Source organism: Exiguobacterium sp. FD-YE-25-4, assembly GCF_057004685.1.
This window is the reverse complement of the sequence record NZ_CM168041.1, coordinates 1622994-1642053: the sequence shown is the minus strand read 5'-3', so window position 1 is coordinate 1642053 and position 19060 is coordinate 1622994. Positions and strand designations below refer to the sequence as shown.

The 19060-nt window shown below is 52.5% G+C and carries 19 protein-coding genes; 14 read left to right on the top strand and 5 right to left on the bottom strand.

Annotation, left to right across the window (positions count from 1 at the left end):
* Window positions 1-40: 40 nt before the first annotated feature.
* A complete protein-coding gene (locus tag AC13H5_RS08490) occupies window positions 41-220 on the bottom strand; it encodes an aspartyl-phosphate phosphatase Spo0E family protein (protein ID WP_034777785.1) in 180 nt (59 codons plus the stop codon).
* A 192-nt stretch (window positions 221-412) separates the two neighbouring features.
* On the opposite strand from AC13H5_RS08490, the gene AC13H5_RS08485 reads away from it, so the two are divergent.
* On the top strand, window positions 413-1111 hold the full coding sequence (locus AC13H5_RS08485) for a cytochrome c biogenesis CcdA family protein (RefSeq protein WP_034777784.1): 699 nt from the start codon (window positions 413-415) through the stop codon (window positions 1109-1111).
* Window positions 1112-1131: 20 nt separating this feature from the next.
* Complete coding sequence (locus AC13H5_RS08480) at window positions 1132-1584, top strand: CcdC family protein (RefSeq protein ID WP_034779932.1); 453 nt, start codon at window positions 1132-1134, stop codon at window positions 1582-1584.
* A gap of 34 nt (window positions 1585-1618) precedes the next feature.
* On the opposite strand, the gene AC13H5_RS08475 is transcribed toward AC13H5_RS08480, so the two are convergent.
* The 3 genes from AC13H5_RS08475 to AC13H5_RS08465 form a co-directional block, all read right to left on the bottom strand.
* Window positions 1619-3181 carry a solute symporter family protein gene (locus AC13H5_RS08475; protein ID WP_215190027.1) on the bottom strand — a complete coding sequence of 521 codons (1563 nt, stop codon included), beginning with the start codon at window positions 3179-3181 and terminating at the stop codon, window positions 1619-1621.
* Window positions 3178-3510, bottom strand: coding sequence for a DUF485 domain-containing protein (locus tag AC13H5_RS08470; protein ID WP_214711308.1), 333 nt, complete (start codon window positions 3508-3510; stop codon window positions 3178-3180). The genes AC13H5_RS08475 and AC13H5_RS08470 overlap by 4 nt, the downstream gene beginning before the upstream one ends.
* Window positions 3511-3806: 296 nt before the next feature.
* Window positions 3807-4238: a DUF2621 family protein gene (locus AC13H5_RS08465; protein ID WP_034777781.1), complete on the bottom strand. Its 432-nt coding sequence runs from the start codon at window positions 4236-4238 to the stop codon at window positions 3807-3809.
* 193 nt (window positions 4239-4431) lie between these two features.
* Between AC13H5_RS08465 and AC13H5_RS08460 the strand changes: the two genes are divergently transcribed.
* The 12 genes from AC13H5_RS08460 (at window position 4432) to AC13H5_RS08405 (ending at window position 18780) form a co-directional block, all read left to right on the top strand.
* Window positions 4432-6027: a peptide chain release factor 3 gene (locus tag AC13H5_RS08460; RefSeq protein WP_034777779.1), complete on the top strand. Its 1596-nt coding sequence runs from the start codon at window positions 4432-4434 to the stop codon at window positions 6025-6027.
* Window positions 6028-6221: 194 nt separating this feature from the next.
* Window positions 6222-8936 carry an aconitate hydratase AcnA gene (gene acnA, locus AC13H5_RS08455; protein WP_483545605.1) on the top strand — a complete coding sequence of 905 codons (2715 nt, stop codon included), beginning with the start codon at window positions 6222-6224 and terminating at the stop codon, window positions 8934-8936.
* 107 nt (window positions 8937-9043) lie between these two features.
* Complete coding sequence (locus AC13H5_RS08450) at window positions 9044-9532, top strand: DUF3939 domain-containing protein (protein ID WP_483545604.1); 489 nt, start codon at window positions 9044-9046, stop codon at window positions 9530-9532.
* Window positions 9533-9658: 126 nt separating this feature from the next.
* Window positions 9659-11224, top strand: coding sequence for a BCCT family transporter (locus AC13H5_RS08445; protein ID WP_214753212.1), 1566 nt, complete (start codon window positions 9659-9661; stop codon window positions 11222-11224).
* 102 nt (window positions 11225-11326) lie between these two features.
* Complete coding sequence (locus AC13H5_RS08440) at window positions 11327-12010, top strand: hypothetical protein (RefSeq protein ID WP_034777768.1); 684 nt, start codon at window positions 11327-11329, stop codon at window positions 12008-12010.
* A gap of 57 nt (window positions 12011-12067) precedes the next feature.
* Complete coding sequence (locus AC13H5_RS08435) at window positions 12068-14329, top strand: AAA family ATPase (RefSeq protein ID WP_483545603.1); 2262 nt, start codon at window positions 12068-12070, stop codon at window positions 14327-14329.
* Window positions 14330-14359: 30 nt separating this feature from the next.
* On the top strand, window positions 14360-14779 hold the full coding sequence (locus AC13H5_RS08430) for an acyl-CoA thioesterase (protein WP_483545602.1): 420 nt from the start codon (window positions 14360-14362) through the stop codon (window positions 14777-14779).
* 75 nt (window positions 14780-14854) lie between these two features.
* Complete coding sequence (locus AC13H5_RS08425) at window positions 14855-15751, top strand: M15 family metallopeptidase (RefSeq protein ID WP_483545601.1); 897 nt, start codon at window positions 14855-14857, stop codon at window positions 15749-15751.
* Window positions 15752-15762: 11 nt separating this feature from the next.
* Window positions 15763-16377, top strand: a complete 615-nt coding sequence (gene plsY, locus AC13H5_RS08420) for a glycerol-3-phosphate 1-O-acyltransferase PlsY (RefSeq protein ID WP_371743412.1) — start codon at window positions 15763-15765, stop codon at window positions 16375-16377.
* Between the two features lie 246 nt (window positions 16378-16623).
* Entirely contained in the window at window positions 16624-17394 is a 771-nt protein-coding gene (locus tag AC13H5_RS08415) for a DeoR/GlpR family DNA-binding transcription regulator (protein ID WP_034777760.1), read from the top strand.
* A 16-nt stretch (window positions 17395-17410) separates the two neighbouring features.
* Entirely contained in the window at window positions 17411-18073 is a 663-nt protein-coding gene (locus AC13H5_RS08410; RefSeq protein ID WP_214711314.1) for a copper homeostasis protein CutC, read from the top strand.
* A 59-nt stretch (window positions 18074-18132) separates the two neighbouring features.
* Complete coding sequence (locus tag AC13H5_RS08405) at window positions 18133-18780, top strand: DUF975 family protein (protein WP_483545600.1); 648 nt, start codon at window positions 18133-18135, stop codon at window positions 18778-18780.
* A 19-nt stretch (window positions 18781-18799) separates the two neighbouring features.
* On the opposite strand, the gene AC13H5_RS08400 is transcribed toward AC13H5_RS08405, so the two are convergent.
* Complete coding sequence (locus tag AC13H5_RS08400; protein ID WP_052090131.1) at window positions 18800-19033, bottom strand: DUF2188 domain-containing protein; 234 nt, start codon at window positions 19031-19033, stop codon at window positions 18800-18802.
* Window positions 19034-19060: the final 27 nt, after the last annotated feature.

The window sequence follows — 19060 nt, the reverse complement described above, 5'->3', positions numbered from 1 at the left end:
AAGCCCGCCACTTCAAAGAAGGACGGGCCGTTCGGTTCGATTAATTTATGTGGTCTGAAGCGTGTATGGCTAGGACGTGACGTGTAATCAGCTTGTCCAATTCTTGGCTGACATGAATCACTTCTGGAGACGTCCAACTGTGCTGCGAGGCGATTTCATACAGTTCATCGCGTTTCTGTTCAATGGCATAATGTAAGTTTTCAGCTGTGATGACCGCCACGGTGTTTCCCCCATCATTTTAAGATCGATACTGACTAATAAGAATATCCAAATCTTAGCATCTAACACTACCGTTTACAAGTTTCATTTCCATTTCAAAGATTACAACTTCAATCATGTAAGGTGCTCGGAAAAAGATGCGAGCATTTTGAAAAGGTTTTCGCTATAATGGGGCTGAAAGGTGGAAGATCGCATGGAAGTCACACTTTGGCTCGCATTTGGGGCGGGCGTCTTATCATTTTTATCACCGTGCACGCTACCGTTGTATCCAGTCTTTTTATCGTATATCACTGGGGTCTCAGTCTCTGATTTAAAGAGCGAGGGACTGCGACAACGCACGGCCTGGTTTCACACGTTCTCATTCTTGATTGGTTTCTCGATCGTCTTCCTCGTGCTCGGTCTGTCGACCTCGCTCATTGCCGACGTGTTCATTCAATATAAGGATAGTTTGCGCATGTTCGGTGCCATCCTCATCTTCGTATTCGGCGTCTTTTTGGCGGGACTTTGGCAACCTAGTTTCATGATGCGTGAGAAAAAGCTCGCTTTAGGGGAGCGTAAAAGCGGCTACTTTGGAACGGCATTGATCGGAATTGGATTCGCGGCGGGTTGGACCCCGTGTACTGGACCGATTCTTGCCGGTGTCATCGCGCTCGCGGCCTCGAACCCGAGTCAAGGGATGGGCTATATGTTGGCGTACGTCATCGGCTTCGCCATCCCATTCCTCATCATGGCGAGCTTTGTCGGGAAAATCAAATACTTGGCGCGCAACAGTGCCAAGGTGGCAAAATTCGGAGGTTATTTGATGATGGCCTTCGGCGTCGTATTATATTTTGATGGCATGAATCGCTTCGCTGCTTGGATGAGCGAATTAGTAGGATTCACCGGATTTTAAAAGGGGTTGACCGAATGTCGATATTTTGGGGATCGACCCTCGTCGCACTAATGATGGGCCTGATTGCGAGCTTCGTTCGCGTCAAAGCATCAGCACGTCCGACGAATGCTAAAAAGATCTTGATTCCGCCCTTGGCGATGTCGACCGGGATGTTGCAATTCCTCGTCCCGGCGTTTCGATTGACTTGGCTCGAGGTCGGAGAAGCTTTAATCGTCGGATTGATTTTCAGCGTATTTCTCATCAAGACATCGAACTTCGAGAAACGTGATGGTGAGGTGTACTTATCCCGCTCGAAAGCGTTTTTTATCGTCGTCTTCGTCTTATTGGCGATTCGGACGGTCATGAAGGCGTTTCTCGGAGACGAAGTCAATATTTTCGCGACGGGCGGACTGTTCTATTTGATTGCCTGGGGCATGATCGTCCCATGGCGCATCGCCATGTACCAAAAATATAAACAAATCGCTTCAACATGAACGGCGTCCCTCGCGAGGGACGCCGTTTTGTCGATTATGAAGATTTTTTCGTCATGGCAGCTTCCGTCTCGGCATCGATCCCGGTGTTCGCTTTGACGAGGATGCGTTCGAAGTTTCCGGCGACTTCGTCCGACTTCGTCACGTACGTCCCGACGATGGCGGCCAGGAAGCCGAGCGGGATCGAGACGATTCCCGGGTTCGTGAGCGGGAATAACGCCTCACCGATAAAGATTGCCGAGCCATCCGGTGCCCACACGTTCGGGCTGATGGCGACGAGGAAGAGGGACGAGAATAAGCCGACGACCATGCCGAACACAGCACCGCCTGTATTGAACCGTCTCCAATAAATCGTGAACAAAATGACCGGCAAGTTCGCGCTGGCAGCGACAGCGAATGCGAGTGAGACGAGAAATGCGACGTTCATCGATTGGGCGAAGAAGGCGAGTCCCATCGAGACGAGGGCGACCGCGATTGAAGCAATCCGGGCCGCTGTGACTTGTTCTTTCTCGGTCGCTTCGCCCTTCCGGATGATATGACCATAGAAGTCGTGGGCGAACGCCGAGGCCGCCGATAGGACGAGTCCTGCGACGACGGCAAGGATTGTGGCGAAGGCGATGGCGGCCACGAAAGCGAACAATAAGTCACCGCCGAGCACTTGGGCGAGGAGCGGCGCGGCCATGTTCCCGGCCGGGTTGGCGGCGACGATGGCGTCCGATCCGACGAACGCGGCGGCCCCAAATCCGAGGAAGATCGTCAGTATGTAGAACGCACCGATGACCCATGTCGCATAGACGACGGATTGTCGTGCCGTCGGTGCATCCTTGACCGTGAAGAAGCGGATGAGAATGTGCGGCAGACCGGCCGTCCCAAGGACGAGTGCCAAATTGAGTGAAATCGTATCGAGCGGGAGCTTGAACTTGTTGCCAGGGTTCAAGAAGCTCTCCCCGAGCGGTGTCGCCTTACTGACCTCGGAAAACATGGTGAAGACGGAGAAGTCAAAGCGGGCGAACACGAGGAATGAAATGATGGCGGTCCCGATCATCAACAAGACGGCTTTTGTGATCTGTACCCATGATGTCGCGGTCATCCCCCCGAAAACGACATAGACGGTCATTAAGATTCCGACGACGATGACGCTCGTCGTGTAGGGGATGCCGAGCAAGAGCTCGATGAGTGCCCCGGCGCCGACGAGTTGGGCGATCATATAAAAGATGGAGATGACGATGGCATTCATGGCGGCAACCCCACGCACACGCGGCTTGTTGAAGCGTGCCGCAATCATATCGGCCATCGTATACTTCCCGAGGTTACGGAGCGGCTCGGCGACCAAATAAAGGACGACGAGGTAGGCAACGAGGAAACCGATCGAGTAAAAGAACCCATCGAACCCGGCGAGGGCAATCATCCCGGCAATCCCGAGGAATGAAGCGGCCGACATATAATCACCGGCGATGGCCAGACCATTTTGAAATCCGGTCAACCCACCGTCGGCCGTGTAAAAGTCGCTGGCGGTCTTTGTCTTTCGGGCGGCGAAAAATGTGATGACGAGCGTGAGTCCAACAATCGCGACGAATAGAAGAATAGCTGTCCAGTTCATCGTCCATCCTCCTCTTGTTTGATGGCTGCGACGAGCTCGTCGAAGCGGCGGGCCCGGCGGCTATACATGACACAAAACGTCCAGGTCATGAAGAATTGAGCGAAGGCGAGCACCCAGGCCCAAGTGATCTCACCGGCGACAGCGATGTTCAAGAACGTGAAGTAGCTCGTGGAGATTGGTAACGTAAAATAAAAGATGAGTGAGAAGATGATGGATGGAACAATGAACCGGTTCTTTTCTTGCATCAACTTGTGGAATGACGAGCTCTCGACGATTGTTTCGGCGGAGCGAGTGCTGTCAGTTCGCGTGACGTGCGTGACATCATGCATCGGAAAACCTCCTTTTGGAATCAAGATACGTACATTATAGAAATGTAAATAAAGGAAAAGCTATCCATTTTTTATTGCTAAAACCTATACATATTATACTAATATTGGTCATACCACTTTATTGTAAGCGTTTTCAATATTGTCTATATTATGAACGTTATTTAGGAATAATTAATCTGGCGAAAAAAGGTACTTTGGACCTAGTAGTCGTATGGCACAATTTCCGTTTCGTATAACTTAGTTGGGCTGTTGAAGACAAAAAAAGATGCCAAACCTAAGGCCGGCATCTCGTTTCATCATTGTTGGAAATAATGTTGATACATTTTCCAGTCGATTTGTTCTTCTTCAAGCGCCTTTTTTAAAAATTTATGGTCCCGCTTCGGTGTCGCGGCGATATAGCCTTTGACGACGAGCTCGGTCGTCATTTCACGGGCCCGCGTCTCGAGAGCGAACTGCCCGATTTTGCCCGCAATCTTTCGGATGGCGACGTCGCGGAACAGCTCCGGTACCGGTGTGACGAGACGATCAAGCAATGTACGCGTCTCCGGTGTCCATAAGTGGCGTGTCTTGTCGATGTAATCATCCTCGATGTCGAGGAGTGAGCGCCCGTCTTCTTTCGGCATTCGTTTTAAAAATTTGCGGAACATGAAGTAGCCGCCGATCGACATCAACCCGATCATCACGAATCCCCAGAAGACAATGAAATACATCACCAAGTTTTCTGGCATCGTCTTTCCCCCGTTCTGTCATTTCACGATCATTCAAGCTAAGTATACAAAAAAGGGGCGCGATACAAAAGCTACAGCTATCCGTTCATTACTATAAAGATGGACGAAACGCGTGGGCTTCGTTAGAATAGATAGCGTTGCAATGAGCAAGAGCCAGTGTAAATCGTAATGTTCAGAAAGGAAAGAGCCATACATGAACCAATTAAAACAAGAAGTTGAGAAGCGGCGTATTTTCGGCATCATCTCGCACCCGGATGCCGGTAAGACGACGCTCACCGAGAAATTGCTCCTTCACGGGGGAGCCATCCGTGAAGCGGGGACGGTCAAAGCCCGTAAAAACTCTAAACACGCCAAATCTGACTGGATGGAGATCGAGAAACAACGTGGAATCTCGGTCACGTCATCGGTCATGCAGTTCGTCTATCAAGACAAGGTCGTCTCGATCATGGACACACCAGGACACAACGATTTCGGGGAAGATACGTATCGCGTCTTGACGTCGGTCGACAGTGCCGTCATGGTCATCGATGCGGCCAAAGGGATCGAGACGCAGACGAAGAAACTATTTCAAGTTTGTCGGATGCGCGGGATTCCGATTTTCACGTTCATGAACAAGCTTGACCGCCAAGCGAAAGATCCGCTCGAGCTCATGGAAGAACTTGAAGAAGTGCTCGGCATGCCTTCGGTCGCCGTGACTTGGCCGATCGGGAGCGGAATGCAGTTCGAAGGGGTATACGACCGCTTAAAAAACGAAGTGCACTTGTTCCGTGGTGACAAAGCGACGCTCACATTGAACGAAGATGGGGTCAATGATCCAATCCTCGCCGATCACTTGACGGAAGAGAACTTGACGAACCTTCGAGATGAAATCGATCTTCTCGACGGTGCCGGCAATGAAATCGACGTCGATGCGATCCAGCACGGGAAATTGACGCCGGTCTTCTTCGGGACGGCGCTCGTCGACTTCGGGGTGACGTCATTCTTGAATCACTACCTTGATATGTCACCGGCGCCTGAGGCACGTAAGTCGAACGTCGGTCCAATCGACCCGACGTCAGAGGACTTCAGCGGCTTCGTCTTCAAGATTCAAGCGAACATGAACCCGGCCCACCGCGACCGCATCGCTTTCGTGCGCATCTGTTCGGGCGTCTTTGAGCGCGGCATGGATGTCACGCTCACACGGACGGGCAAAAAGATCAAGTTGAGCCAGTCGACACAGCTCATGGCCAACGACCGGGAGACGGTCGACAAGGCGTTCGCTGGAGACGTGATCGGGATTTATGATTCGGGCACGTATCAAATCGGTGATACGATCACGACATCGAAACAAAAAATCGCGTTCGAGGCGTTGCCGACGTTCCCACCAGAACTCTTTATGCGCGTCTCGCCGGTCAACTCGCTCAAGTCGAAACATTTCCACAAAGGTGTCGAGCAGCTCGCCCAAGAGGGAGCGATCCAAGTGTACCGTAACGAGTACAACGAGATTTATCTCGGTGCGGTCGGTCAACTCCAATTCGAAGTGTTCGAGTATCGCTTGAACAACGAGTACGGCGTCGACATCCGCATGGAGCCGGTCTCGTACAGCGTCGCCCGTTGGGTGAAGGACAAGGAATTAAAGGCGCTCAAGCCGTTCCAAGACTCACGCAACATGCTCGTGACAGACCGCTGGGAGCGTCCTGTGTTCTTGTTCGCCAACGAGTTCACGTTCGATCGCTTCAAAGAACGCTATGAAGACGAGCTCACGCTCGTCGACGCTCTCGACGTCAACGTCGAGATCGGCGCAGAATAATGGATGGACGGCTCTTCAAAGGGCCGTCCTTTTTTTGTTTCAGTGACTTGGTTGATTTTGATAAGTTTTACTTATGACTAATTTGTGACGGAATGTATTTTACGTCACGCTATAGTTGTATTATGATAAACATGTGATAAGTAAGCGATTACGGCACATGCCGAAGTCGCCGCTTTCAAAAAGGGGGATATCGTATGGAACAGACGAACGTATTAGACGCTTTCAAATCTCGGACGCAGTTCGAGGTCAATGGCAAAGCGTACGATTATTACCGGCTCAAAAAGCTTGAAGAAGAAGGGGTGACGGAACTTAGTCGACTTCCGTACTCGATTCGTGTGTTGCTCGAATCTGTACTTCGCCAGCAGGATGGCCGCGCCATCACGAAAGAACATGTCGAGAACTTGGCTAAATGGGGTACTGCCGAAGTCTCGAAAGACATCGATGTTCCGTTCAAACCGGCTCGCGTCGTCCTTCAGGACTTCACGGGTGTACCGACGGTCGTTGACCTCGCTTCACTTCGTAAAGCGATGGCCGACCTCGGCGGAGACCCGAACAAGATTAACCCGGAAATCCCGGTCGACCTCGTCGTCGACCACTCGGTCCAAGTCGATGCGTACGGTTTCGCCGGCGCACTCATGAAAAACATGGACATCGAGTTCGAGCGTAACGAAGAGCGCTACAAGTTCTTACGTTGGGCCCAGACGGCATTCGACAACTATCGTGCCGTCCCGCCAGCAACAGGGATCGTCCACCAAGTCAACTTGGAATACTTGGCTTCGGTCGTGCTCGAAAAGAATGATGGAACGGGCAATGTCGCCTATCCAGACTCGCTCGTCGGAACGGACTCGCACACGACGATGATCAACGGACTCGGTGTCCTCGGCTGGGGTGTCGGTGGAATCGAAGCCGAAGCGAGCATGCTCGGACAACCGTCTTACTTCCCGGTACCAGACGTCGTCGGCGTCAAAATCGTCGGTGAAGTCAACCCGGGTGTCACAGCGACTGACGTCGCGCTCGTCGTCACAGAGATGCTCCGTAACGAGAAAGTCGTCGGCAAGTTCGTCGAGTTCTTCGGACCGTCGCTTCACACGATGCCGCTCTCAGACCGGGCAACGATTGCCAACATGGCACCTGAATATGGTGCGACATGTGGCTTCTTCCCAGTCGATACAGAGACGCTCAACTACATGCGCACGACAGGTCGCCCAGAAGAATTGATCGACCTCGTCGAAGCCTACTCGAAAGCGAACGACTTGTTCTATACGCCAGACCAGGCTGACCCGTCGTTCACGAAAACGCTCACGCTCGACTTGTCGAAAGTAGAGCCGTCGCTTGCTGGACCGAAACGTCCACAAGACCGGATCAACTTATCAGACCTTCAAACGGCGTTCGTCGACAGCGTGACAGCACCAGCCGGACACAGCGGTTTCGGTCTTGAAAAAGCCGAGCTTGAGAAGACGGTAGCTGTCAACTACACGGACGGCGCTGTCGATATGCGTACAGGTGACGTGGCAATCGCAGCGATCACAAGTTGTACGAACACGTCGAACCCATACGTTATGGTCGGAGCAGGACTTGTCGCGAAGAAAGCCGTCGAACGTGGTCTCACGGTTCCGAAATTCGTGAAGACGTCGCTCGCACCAGGCTCGAAAGTCGTTACCGATTACCTCGATAAAGCCGGTCTCACGCCGTATCTCGACCAACTCGGTTTCAACACCGTCGGTTACGGATGTACGACTTGTATCGGAAACTCGGGTCCACTCGACCGCGAAGTCGAAGAAGCGATCACATCGAACGATTTGCTCGTCTCGTCGGTCCTCTCGGGGAACCGTAACTTCGAAGGCCGTGTCCACCCGCTCGTGAAAGCGAACTTCTTGGCGTCACCGCCACTCGTCGTCGCGTACGCGCTCGCCGGATCGGTCAACTTCGACATCATGAACGAGTCGTTCGGAACGGACAAAGATGGCAACGATGTCTTCTTCAAAGACATCTGGCCATCAAATGATGAAATCAAGATGGTCGTTCAAGACGTCGTCTCACCGGAAGCGTTCCGTAAAGAGTACGACACGGTGTTCACAGGAAACGAGCGTTGGAACGCCCTCGACGTGCCAGAAGGCAACTTGTATGACTTCTCGGACGATTCAACGTATATCCAAAACCCGCCATTCTTCGAAAACCTCGAGCCGGAAGCGGGCGTCGTCCATGCGTTGAACGGACTCCGCGTCATCGGGAAGTTTGCTGATTCGGTCACGACCGACCACATCTCACCAGCCGGAGCATTCTCGAAAACGACACCAGCAGGCCAATACCTTCAATCAAAAGGTGTCGCACCGCTCGACTTCAACTCGTACGGCTCACGCCGCGGAAACCACGAAGTCATGATGCGCGGTACGTTCGCGAACATCCGTATCCGTAACCAAGTCGCACCAGGCACTGAAGGCGGCTTCACGACGTACTGGCCGACTGGCGAAATCATGCCGATGTACGATGCGGCCATGAAGTATAAAGAGCAGGGCACAGGCCTCGTCGTCTTCGCTGGGAACGACTACGGAATGGGCTCGTCACGTGACTGGGCAGCCAAAGGAACGAACTTGCTCGGCATCCGTGCCGTCATCGCGCAAAGCTTCGAACGGATTCACCGCTCGAACCTCGTCATGATGGGCGTCTTGCCGCTCCAGTTCATGGACGGAGAGTCAGCGGACTCACTCGGACTCACAGGCGAAGAGGCGATCGACATCCAAGTCGACGAATCGGTCCGCCCACGTGATATCCTGAACGTCAAAGCGACTCATGAGAACGGTACGGTGACTGAATTCAAAGTCGTCGCCCGCTTCGATTCTGAAGTCGAGATCGATTACTACCGTCACGGTGGAATCTTGCAGATGGTCCTCCGTAACAAATTGAAATAAGCCAACTGACCTTCCTTTGAAAAAAGGAAGGTTTTTTTAGTGAATGTGCGAATATAAGGTGAGACGGTGCACGATATCGGGAAGAGAATGGGGAGAGGGGGGAGTGTATGGAGCGACAAACGAAATCAGGCAAAAACTGGTGGCAACGGCTGACGCAAAAAGAGGAAGTGACGGAACAGGAAGTCGACATCACGCTTCCTCAGTTGCGGGAGGCGATCCACGAGTATGAGCAGACGTTGCCGAAAGGCGTCAATCGGACGGTGCTCCTCGATGAAGCACAGGAAATCGATCTTTCGCGTTTGAAAAAACATTTACCCGGCAAACCGAGGCAGCGATTTTACATGTCGAAAGAGACGTTTCACATCGTTCCCGAAACTGAACGGGAAGTGGTCTATGAGATGGATCAAGTCCAGCGGGCGCTCGATTTATATTTCGAACAAGAAAAAAAATTACCGCTCCGAAAATTCCAACAGACGTTACAACTTGATTTGACACGATTACGTGAAGGCGGGTATTTAAAAGTGTTGCCGAAACGGCCTTATTACGTCGTGGACGAGACATTGATCGTCTCGTTAGAACCGAAGCCGCAAGAGTGACGAAACCGAATCGTCACTCTTTTTGTCAGCGGCGCGATTACACGCCGAGGGGTTGAGTCGGGTTTATAAACTATGTTACGGTGGAAAACGTATATGAAAATAAGAAAATTGAATAGGAGTGAGATTATGGAAAGAAAAAGCCAAGTGACGACCGTTTTTCTCGTTTCAGCCATCATTACGGTCTTGTTCACAATTTGGGGCGTCTTCCCGGAGAGCCTCCTCGGTAACGCGAGTCTCTTGAACGTGACGACGAAGTTACAAGGTTGGCTCTCGAACGGGATGGGTTGGTTTTATTTACTCAGTGCGACCGGAATATTACTTGTCGCCGTCTTTTTAATTTTTTCAAGATTTGGTTCGATTCGACTCGGAAAAGATACGGACCGACCAGAATTCAGCTACATGACATGGTTCGCCATGTTGTTCAGTGCCGGGATGGGGATCGGACTCATCTTCTGGGGGGCGGCAGAACCGTTGTCGCATTTCCACGCACCACCATTCGAATCACCGACGCCTGAAGGCGATGCGCGTACTGCGATGCGTTATTCATTCTTCCATTGGGGCTTCCACCCGTGGGCGATTTATGCGATGATCGCGCTCGCCATTGCTTACTCGACGTTCCGCAAAGGTCGTCCGGCGACGATCGGAGAGACGATCGGTTCGCTCGTCAATGACCGCTATGAACGTCCGGTCAAACAGACCGTTGATATTTTGGCCGTCATTGCGACCGCTTTCGGTGTCGCTACTTCGCTCGGTTTCGGGGCCCAGCAAATCGCAGGTGGTTTGCATTACTTGATTCCAGGCGTGCCGAACGCGTTCTCGACACAACTGATCATCATCGCCGTCGTGACGGTGCTCTATATGATCAGTGCTTCGACGGGTCTCGAGAAAGGGATTCGAATCTTGAGTAACACGAACATCTTCCTTGCCATCGTCTTGCTCGGGGCAACACTAGTGGCTGGACCGAGTGCGTTCATCCTCGATTTGTTCACACAGACGATTGGGACATACTTGCAACAGTTGCCGACGATGAGTTTCCGTACGGGTGCATTTGAACCTGTCGAACGGGAATGGATCAACGGGTGGACGATTTTCTATTGGGCATGGTGGATCTCATGGTCACCATTCGTTGGAACGTTCATCGCCCGCGTCTCAAAAGGTCGCACGATTCGTGAGTTCATCATCGGGATTCTACTCGTTCCGACATCGTTCGGTCTACTTTGGTTCTCTGTCTTCGGTGGATCGGCGATCTGGGCTGACTTGTTCGGCGGCGCAGCACTGATCGACCAAGTCAACGAGATTGGGACGGAAGTCGGGTTGTTCGCCTTGTTCGAGACGTTCGGCGGATTTGGGACGGTACTCAGTATCGTGGCCATCTTCCTGATTTCGACATTCTTCATCACGTCAGCGGATTCGGCCACCTACGTGCTCGGAATGCTGACGACGAACGGGAAACTGATCCCGCCGATGCGCATCAAGTTGATTTGGGGCTTCATCCAGTCCTCAATCGCTGCCGTCCTCTTATATGCAGGTGGGCTCGGGGCGCTACAAGCGGTCGCGATTCTCGTCGCCTTCCCGTTCATCTTTGTCTTGATTCTGATGATCGTCGCCTTGTTCAAGGACTTGGCCGACGAACCGGACGAGCGGGACAAGTGGATTGAAGCGTATAAAGACGAAGAAGATAAACTCGGATAAGTTGAAAGGTCTCCATACGGAGGCCTTTTTTAGTGGTTAATGTTTTGCAGGACCCTCTCGCTAGTGTAGGATAGTAAGTGAAGAAGATTGGGAGGGCATTCTATGAAACAACACGTAAAGAAGCGATTGAGTTGGGTGATTTTTGCCGGTATTCTCATTGTCGGCGCCCTGCTCGCCTATAACTTTTATTTGGTCACCAATTTAAATGACGACGACGGCCGCACCAATCGGGCCGAGCCGTTCTATACGTCTGTGGTCATCGGCTATGAAGAGAAAAAGTTGCCGGAAGACGGGGAGACGTTAGAAGTTCGTGAATATAAAGTGACATATGACGAAGACGGGCACTTCGTGTCCGAGGTCGTAGAGGGCCCGAACGTCGGCGCCCGTGCCGAGTGGGACGGGACCGTCTATCGTGAGTTCAATCCGGACGGCGATGAGACGAATAGCCAAGAGACGAGTTCAGGCGCGGTCGCCCCGCACCCGTTCTTGTCGCGGGCGACGAACGAACAGATTCGTAAATGGCTAGACGACGGAACACTTGGCTCGAGCGAAGGCGATGTCGATATCATCGGTCGTACGGCACAAGCGTTCGTCAAGAAAGAAACACCGGAAGCCGTCCCAGCGGAATGGGTCGAGAAGTATCCATCGATTTTCAGTGAAGATGAGAATGAAGAAGCGGTGACCTATTACGTCGATGCGAACGAGCGAATCCTGCTCGCCGCCGAGTCGCGTAACAACGGAAAGTTGTTCCATTCGATTCGCATGACTTCTTTTGAATCACGATAATCCGGCGAGGAGCAGACTGAGACGTCGGCTCCTTTGTCGTCTAAAAAGGAGAATATTATGAAACAGATCACCTTGGAGCAAGTCCAAACCGATTTGACGGCTTGGGAAGAAGGTGGGCGCGTCGATGAAGCGGCTCTCCTGTCCTACGCCCATTGGTCACGCGCGACCGGGCATCGTCAAGAATTGATTCGCACACTGACACTACTCGCGACGAGACGGTTACAGCACCGTCAGTCGATCGACCCGCTGTTAACTCGTTGGGTGAAAGAGTTGGAGTCGCTCGGTGCTTTGCCGCCAGCCCTTCGTGTCAGTCAATTGTATGATCTTTTGCGGCGCCACAAGCAACAGCTGCATGTCGAGTGGCCGAAGCTGCGTGAGACGGATTACGCGTCGATGAAAGTTCAAATATTGACCGAATATGAGTCGAAGACATCCGAGTTGCTCGAACATCTCGAGCAGCTTCACGATGAGATTGACCGCGCCAAATCTGATTTACGGGACTCGGAGTTTAAAGGGCAACTCGAACGTCTGTTCATCGTCGTCATCGAAGCGATGCAAGAAGTGGCCGCGCTCGAAGACGACACGGCCTCGCTCTTGGCGTCGATGCAAGGGAATTATTTCAGCCGCGAGGCGTTTCACCGCTTCGGCGAACGAGTCGGTCTCGTCAAGGAACGACTCGACGCGATCGTTGCGTTGTTACCAGAACAAACTGAAGCGACACGGTCGAGTGCGATTGAGTCGCTTGAGTCGATGATTGGCTTGTCTGACGTGAAGCAACGTGTCAAAGCATGGTATCGGTTCTTGTTGTTCCAGAAAGAGCGTGAGAAAGCGGGGTTCTCGTCCAAACACCAACCTTCACTCCATCTCGTGTTCACCGGCAATCCAGGGACCGGCAAGACGACGCTCGCGCGTCTCATGGCCGAGATTTATTTCGAGCTCGGTCTGCTCGCACGTCCCGATGTCGTCGAGGCGGACCGGTCGAGTCTCGTCGGTGCGTTCGTCGGTCAAACGGAAGAACAAGTCATGAACAAGGTGAAGGAAGCCGAGGGCGGTGTCTTATTCATCGACGAGGCGTATGCCTTGAAACGTCAAGATGCGAGTGGGAGTGACTATGGACAAGCAGCCATTGACACGCTCGTCGCCGCGATGACGAGCGGGGAGTATGCGGGAAAATTTGTCGTGATTCTCGCCGGTTACCCGGAAGAAATGCGTCATTTTCTGCTCGCGAACCCGGGACTTCGTTCCCGCTTCCCAGAATCCAACCATTACGAGCTCCCGAATTACAGTGATGACGAACTCGTCGCCATCGGTGAAAAAGTGGCGGCGGAGAACAACTACGTCCTGACGGTCGAAGCGAAACGCGCCTTGATTGCGCGAATCGACCGGGAACGGGTCGACGCGACGTTCGGCAACGCGCGGACGGTGCACAACATTCTACTCGACGCCATGTTCAAGAAAGGGTCGCGATTTGGTGCCGACGCCCCACTCGACGAGATGGCGCTCCTGACAGAAGTCGATTTTGATATGGATGCGACCGAGGATACGTCCGGTCCGACACTCGACGATTTGGTAGGGATGGATGAGGCGAAACGTCAACTGCGCGAGATCGAGGCACTCGTGACGATTCAGAAGCGTCGGCGTGAACTCGGGTTGAAGACGGCACCCGTCCAGCTCCATGCCGCCCTCGTCGGGAACAGCGGGACCGGAAAAACGACGTTCGCCCACCTGTACGCCCAGCTCTTGAAGAAGACGGGCTATTTGAAACGAGGACATTTGAAAGTCGTCAGCCGGGCCGATCTCGTCAGCGGCTATGTCGGGCAAACGGCACAAAAAACGAAAGCCGCGATTCGCGATGCGCTCGGTGGCGTGTTGTTGATCGATGAGGCATACAGCCTGAATGGAGGGCCGAACGACTACGGGCGCGAAGCGATTGATACGCTCGTCGACGAGATGCCAAAGCATGGAGACAACCTCGTCGTCGTGATGGCGGGCTATGAGGCACCAATGCGTCGCCTGATCGACTCAAACCCAGGGCTCAACAGCCGAATCAAACGGACGATTCACTTCGAGGACTACTCGCTTGAACAGCTCGTCGATATCGCCAAGAAGTATGCCGCAAAATTCGGCTATACGTGTGATGAAGATGTCAGTCAGGCACTCCTTGACCGTCTAAAAGAAATCGACCGACCGAATGCACGGACGGCCCTATCGTTGATCGATGAAGCGATCGCGAGACAATCATATCGTTTGATCGAAGCATCGTCACAAGACAGTGAATTGAATCGGATTTTAGTAGTAGATATTAAGACCAAGTTATAATATAATCAAGTTGAAAGTGAGGACGATTCAATGCATACGATTCAGATTCCGGTCCGCTATCAGGAGACCGACATGATGGGCATCGTCTATCATGCAAACTATTTAATATATCTTGAAATGGCACGCACCGAATTGTTGCGCCAGCTAGGGGTCGAATATAAAGACATGGAGGAAGCTGGATTTGTTTCCCCAGTGACGAACGTCTCGGTCGATTATAAGAAGAGCGTGACGTACGGAGACACAGTCCACGTACGAGTTTGGGTCGATAGTTATTCGAAGGTCCGGACGGTCTATGGCTATGAGTTGACTGATCAAAACGGTCATCTCGTCGGTTCGGCAAAGACGACACATGTCGTCGTCAAACGAGGTGACTTCAAACCGATTCGACTCGACCGTGAGTTTCCTGAGTGGCATGACATGTATATGCGCGTCATGAGTCCCGTCTTATAACAGTGGTTCTTTTGTACCGTCAGTATGGTATCATATCTTGACGGTATTTTTTGTACAATGAAAGGGGAAGATCGCATGCGAAAACCATCTATGCTGATGGTGTGCTGCGCCTTGACGCTCACATTAGTGGGTTGTACCACAAGCGACCAAAGCAAAACGGAAGAAGCCGAGAACAAACCGGCCGAAACCGAACAACAAACAGAAACTCCGGCCGAAACGCCGACGGATAAAGAAGACGAGCAAGCAGAACAACCGACTCCGGAAACGGAGGAACCGACAGCGGAAGAGCCTTCCGAGGATCAGCCTGAAGAAGAAGCGCCGGTTGCCGAGGCCCCTCCTGTAGAGGAGCCGACTGAAACGCCGAGCGAACCGCTTGAACAGAATGGGACGGCGAATTTGAAGCTCGACACACTCATCCTTGTCAATAAGCAAATCGCCTTGCCAGCGGGCTATAAACCAGCCGATCTCGTGACGGCGAATATCGATTTCGTCGAATCGGCGACCGGGGAGCGGAAGATGCTTCGTAAAGAAGCGGCACAGGCCATCGAGAAGCTCATGACGGGCGCGAAAGCGGCCGACATTGAGTTGAAAGGGACGAGTGCGTTCCGTTCCTACGATTATCAAGTGCAACTGTTCAATAACTATGTAGCCCGGGACGGGAAAGAACAGGCGATGAAATATTCGGCACCACCAGGACACTCGGAACATCAGACCGGGCTCGCCATCGATGTTTCGAGTGCCTCGGTCGGCTATCAATTGACACAAAGTCTAGAACAGACGAAAGAGGGCAAGTGGTTGGCCGACAATGCCCACACGTACGGATTCATCGTCCGTTATCAACGTGCATATGAGTCCGAAACCGGTTATATGTACGAACCGTGGCACTTACGCTATATCGGGGTAGAGCATGCGACTGACGTCCACAAGGCGAACGTCCCGCTTGAGCACTATCTCGAGCAATTAATGGATTAAGGGGAATTGCGATGCCTTACATGACAGAAATCATCATCATTTTAATCAGCTATTTACTCGGTGCGATTCCGTTTGCTCTTATCGTCGGAAAACTCGGCTATAAGGTCGACGTCCGGGAGCATGGGAGTGGGAATTTGGGCACGACGAACACGTTCCGTGTGCTCGGCAAAAAAGCCGGCACGCTCGTTCTGCTCGGGGATATGGGTAAAGGGTTGGTCGCAGCGCTATTACCGCTCCTCTTCGGGAGCGAGATGAGCTTGCTACTCGCCGGGATCCCGGCCATCATCGGTCATTCGTATCCGGTGTTTGCCAAGTTCAAAGGCGGAAAATCGGTGGCGACGAGTGCAGGCGTTCTGCTCGCGGCGTTCCCATGGTTTTTCGTCGTCGTCGTCGGGACGTTCCTCGTGACGCTGTTCGTTTCGAAGATGGTATCGCTATCTTCGATGGCTGCCGCAGCCGTGGGGCTCGTGACCGTCGTCACGTATGGTGTCATCGCGAAAGATTGGCTGCCGCTCATCGTCATCGTTCCGCTCGCCTTGTTCATCATCATCAAACACCGCACGAACTGGCAGCGGATTCGCTCCGGCACTGAACCGAAAGTACCACTGTTCCAAAAACGGAAATGAATGTTTCGATGACCGGCAAGCTCTCGGAGGACACGGAGAGAAGGCCGGTCATTTTCATGAGATGCGCTCGGGATTGAAAGCAAGACGTCAACGTTCGACTGTCTTTTTTGTGGATTTCTGTTGATTTTCGTCGAAATGAGCGAAAAATCTGTTGGATTTGCCCGTTCTTTACTCTCTGTTTACGTTAAATTTACATCCGTTCGCTACACTGAGAAAGGAAGCGATATTTGCGGAGGAGGCAGGGAAGTGTCTTTAATTGGAGAAGAACGTAAGCAAAAGATTGTGGAATGGATTGAACGAGAAGGCAAAGTGAAGACGAGTGAATTGATTGAACGGTTGAACGTCTCTGGGGAGTCGATCCGCCGCTACTTAGAAGAACTTGAAAAAGAACATCGCATCAAACGGGTGTATGGCGGGGCGGTGCTCCATCAAAGCGTATCGTTCCAACCGATGATGATTTCAAACATGGACGGGATTCGTCGCATCGCCTATACGGCGTTTCAGCTCGTCGAGGATGATACCCTCCTTTACATCGGTCATGGGGTCGCCCCGGAACAAGTCGCCGCGAGACTTCGCGGACGAAATTTGACGGTCGTCACACCGTCACTCATGGCGGCAAAGGCGCTCTTCGAGCAACGGGCCAAAGGCGTCTTCACGGGGGACATCCAACTGCTCGGCGGCACGATTGATCCGAAGCATCTCGTCACCGTCGGCGAACACGTCTTGCAGCAGTTAAAGACGTACATGTTTGACATGGCGATTTTCTCTGTCGAGGGGGTCGATCCCTCGCTCGGTTTGACGTGTGATGCTCACGGTCTCTCGACCGTGACGCAAGCGGTACTCGACCAAAGTAGACAATGTTTTCTACTGGCCGACCATACCCAGTTCAACCAACAAAAGCGGTATCGGGTCTCCGATTTTTCCAAGGTGACGACAATCATCTCGGATTTCCCGGAGCCCGCAGATTGGAAACGTGCGTTAGCGGAGCACGAGGTCGAATGGCGCTTCGCACCTTAATAAGGAGGCAGAAGACATGATTGAAGTGATCGTGACCACATTGAAAGAAGCGAAACAGGCAGAGCGTTACGGGGCGGACCGTCTCGAATTGATTGCGGATATGCGAGCTGGCGGGACGACACCAAGTTTCGGGACGATTCGAAACGTGCTCGAACAAGCGACGATTCCGGTCCACGTCATGATTCGTCCGCATGCAGACTCATTCGTCTATGATGAGGCGGACGCGGAGACGATTTTGGCAGACGTCGGTCTGTGTCGTGAGCTCGGAGCCGATGGCATCGTGTTCGGTGCTTTGACGAATGACGGGCGCATCGATGAGGCACTGCTCGGGGAAGTGATTAAACATAAGGGCGAGATGGCATTGACGTTCCATCGGGCCATTGATGACGCGGTCGATTTGATGGACGCCATCACCGTGTTGAATGATTTCCCTGAAGTGGACCATGTGCTGACGTCTGGCGGTCAAGCGACGGCATTAGAGGGCTTAGAGCGGTTGAGCGCGATGCACGACGTCGCGGAAATGAACATCCTTCCAGGCGCTGGGATCACGGCGGACAACGTGTCCCAACTCGTCGACCGATTAGGCATTGACTTTGTCCATGTCGGTAGTGGTGTAAGGACCGATGGACAGCTAGATGAGCAGAAGTTCAACGCCATCAAGGAAACGATGACACGCTAAAAACAGTCGGATGACTGTTTTTTTGCTATAATGAAAAAAACGATACAGTAGGTGAAGTCATGCAATCATCAGTCTATAAACAATTTGCCCTTCGGATGTTGTCCGGGAACTGGGGCATCTCGCTCCTTGCGGTCGTGGCAACGATGCTCGTTCAAGCGGTCATCACGACGCAGCTCGATTTAGAATCGACCGACCCGAGCATCCTGTTCGTCTCGATCGGTTTGCTATACACCGCGACCGTCTTGCTCGCTCCGCTAGAACTTGGCCGCAACTGGGTATTCCTCGACATCGCCAAAGCCGAGAAACCGTCGATCGGTCTGCTGTTCGAAGCGTTCGGTTCGCACAAAGATTACATGCGTGCCGTCACGTATTATGCCGTCTTTTATCTCGGCTTGAACGTGCTCATGCTGTTCTTGATCGTGCCGGGAATCTGGTTCTATTTGACGTATCGGATCGTCCCATTCGTCCTACGGGACCGCCCGGAACTATCCGCTTTCGGCGCGATGCGTGAAAGCCGCCGTCTCATGTTTGGACACAAGCGCACGATGCTTCGTCTATATGCGAGTTTCATCGGTTGGTATGTGCTCGTCTTATTCACCGGCGGATTGGCCTATATCTTCGTGCAACCTTATATCAACACGGCGCTCGCCGGACTGTACGTCGAAATCAAGGCAGAAACAGAAGCAAACGAACAACCGGTCGGCTGAATGAGCCGACCGGTTGTTTTTATGTCCCGTGCCGATCCGACTTTTGTGGGTCGGGAGCGTCACGGAACTCGTCTTTCTCTTCTTTTGAGGCATGTTCATGCCATTTTTTCGCTTGTTCCGTGGCGATCGGAATCGCCTTTTGATCGGAGTAGCCTTGGGCGAGCAAGGCGTTGGCGATATCAATGGCTTTCTTTTTGACGAGCGGGTCGAAGTTTTTCAGTGATTCCGGATAATCTTTCATATTCCATGGCATCTTACATCGCTCCCTTCTGTACTACTA

Excerpts from the sequence above, each read along its gene's own strand:
- AC13H5_RS08425 (WP_483545601.1), top strand. The coding sequence starts at position 14,855 with ATGCGAAAACCATCTATGCTGATGGTGTGCTGCGCCTTGACGCTCACA.
- AC13H5_RS08440 (WP_034777768.1), top strand. The coding sequence starts at position 11,327 with ATGAAACAACACGTAAAGAAGCGATTGAGTTGGGTGATTTTTGCCGGT.
- plsY (WP_371743412.1), top strand. The coding sequence starts at position 15,763 with ATGCCTTACATGACAGAAATCATCATCATTTTAATCAGCTATTTACTC.
- AC13H5_RS08485 (WP_034777784.1), top strand. The coding sequence starts at position 413 with ATGGAAGTCACACTTTGGCTCGCATTTGGGGCGGGCGTCTTATCATTT.
- AC13H5_RS08465 (WP_034777781.1), bottom strand. The coding sequence starts at position 4,238 with ATGCCAGAAAACTTGGTGATGTATTTCATTGTCTTCTGGGGATTCGTG.
- AC13H5_RS08445 (WP_214753212.1), top strand. The coding sequence starts at position 9,659 with ATGGAAAGAAAAAGCCAAGTGACGACCGTTTTTCTCGTTTCAGCCATC.
- AC13H5_RS08470 (WP_214711308.1), bottom strand. The coding sequence starts at position 3,510 with ATGCATGATGTCACGCACGTCACGCGAACTGACAGCACTCGCTCCGCC.
- AC13H5_RS08475 (WP_215190027.1), bottom strand. The coding sequence starts at position 3,181 with ATGAACTGGACAGCTATTCTTCTATTCGTCGCGATTGTTGGACTCACG.
- AC13H5_RS08405 (WP_483545600.1), top strand. The coding sequence starts at position 18,133 with ATGCAATCATCAGTCTATAAACAATTTGCCCTTCGGATGTTGTCCGGG.
- AC13H5_RS08450 (WP_483545604.1), top strand. The coding sequence starts at position 9,044 with ATGGAGCGACAAACGAAATCAGGCAAAAACTGGTGGCAACGGCTGACG.
- AC13H5_RS08400 (WP_052090131.1), bottom strand. The coding sequence starts at position 19,033 with ATGCCATGGAATATGAAAGATTATCCGGAATCACTGAAAAACTTCGAC.
- AC13H5_RS08460 (WP_034777779.1), top strand. The coding sequence starts at position 4,432 with ATGAACCAATTAAAACAAGAAGTTGAGAAGCGGCGTATTTTCGGCATC.
- AC13H5_RS08435 (WP_483545603.1), top strand. The coding sequence starts at position 12,068 with ATGAAACAGATCACCTTGGAGCAAGTCCAAACCGATTTGACGGCTTGG.
- AC13H5_RS08430 (WP_483545602.1), top strand. The coding sequence starts at position 14,360 with ATGCATACGATTCAGATTCCGGTCCGCTATCAGGAGACCGACATGATG.
- AC13H5_RS08410 (WP_214711314.1), top strand. The coding sequence starts at position 17,411 with ATGATTGAAGTGATCGTGACCACATTGAAAGAAGCGAAACAGGCAGAG.
- acnA (WP_483545605.1), top strand. The coding sequence starts at position 6,222 with ATGGAACAGACGAACGTATTAGACGCTTTCAAATCTCGGACGCAGTTC.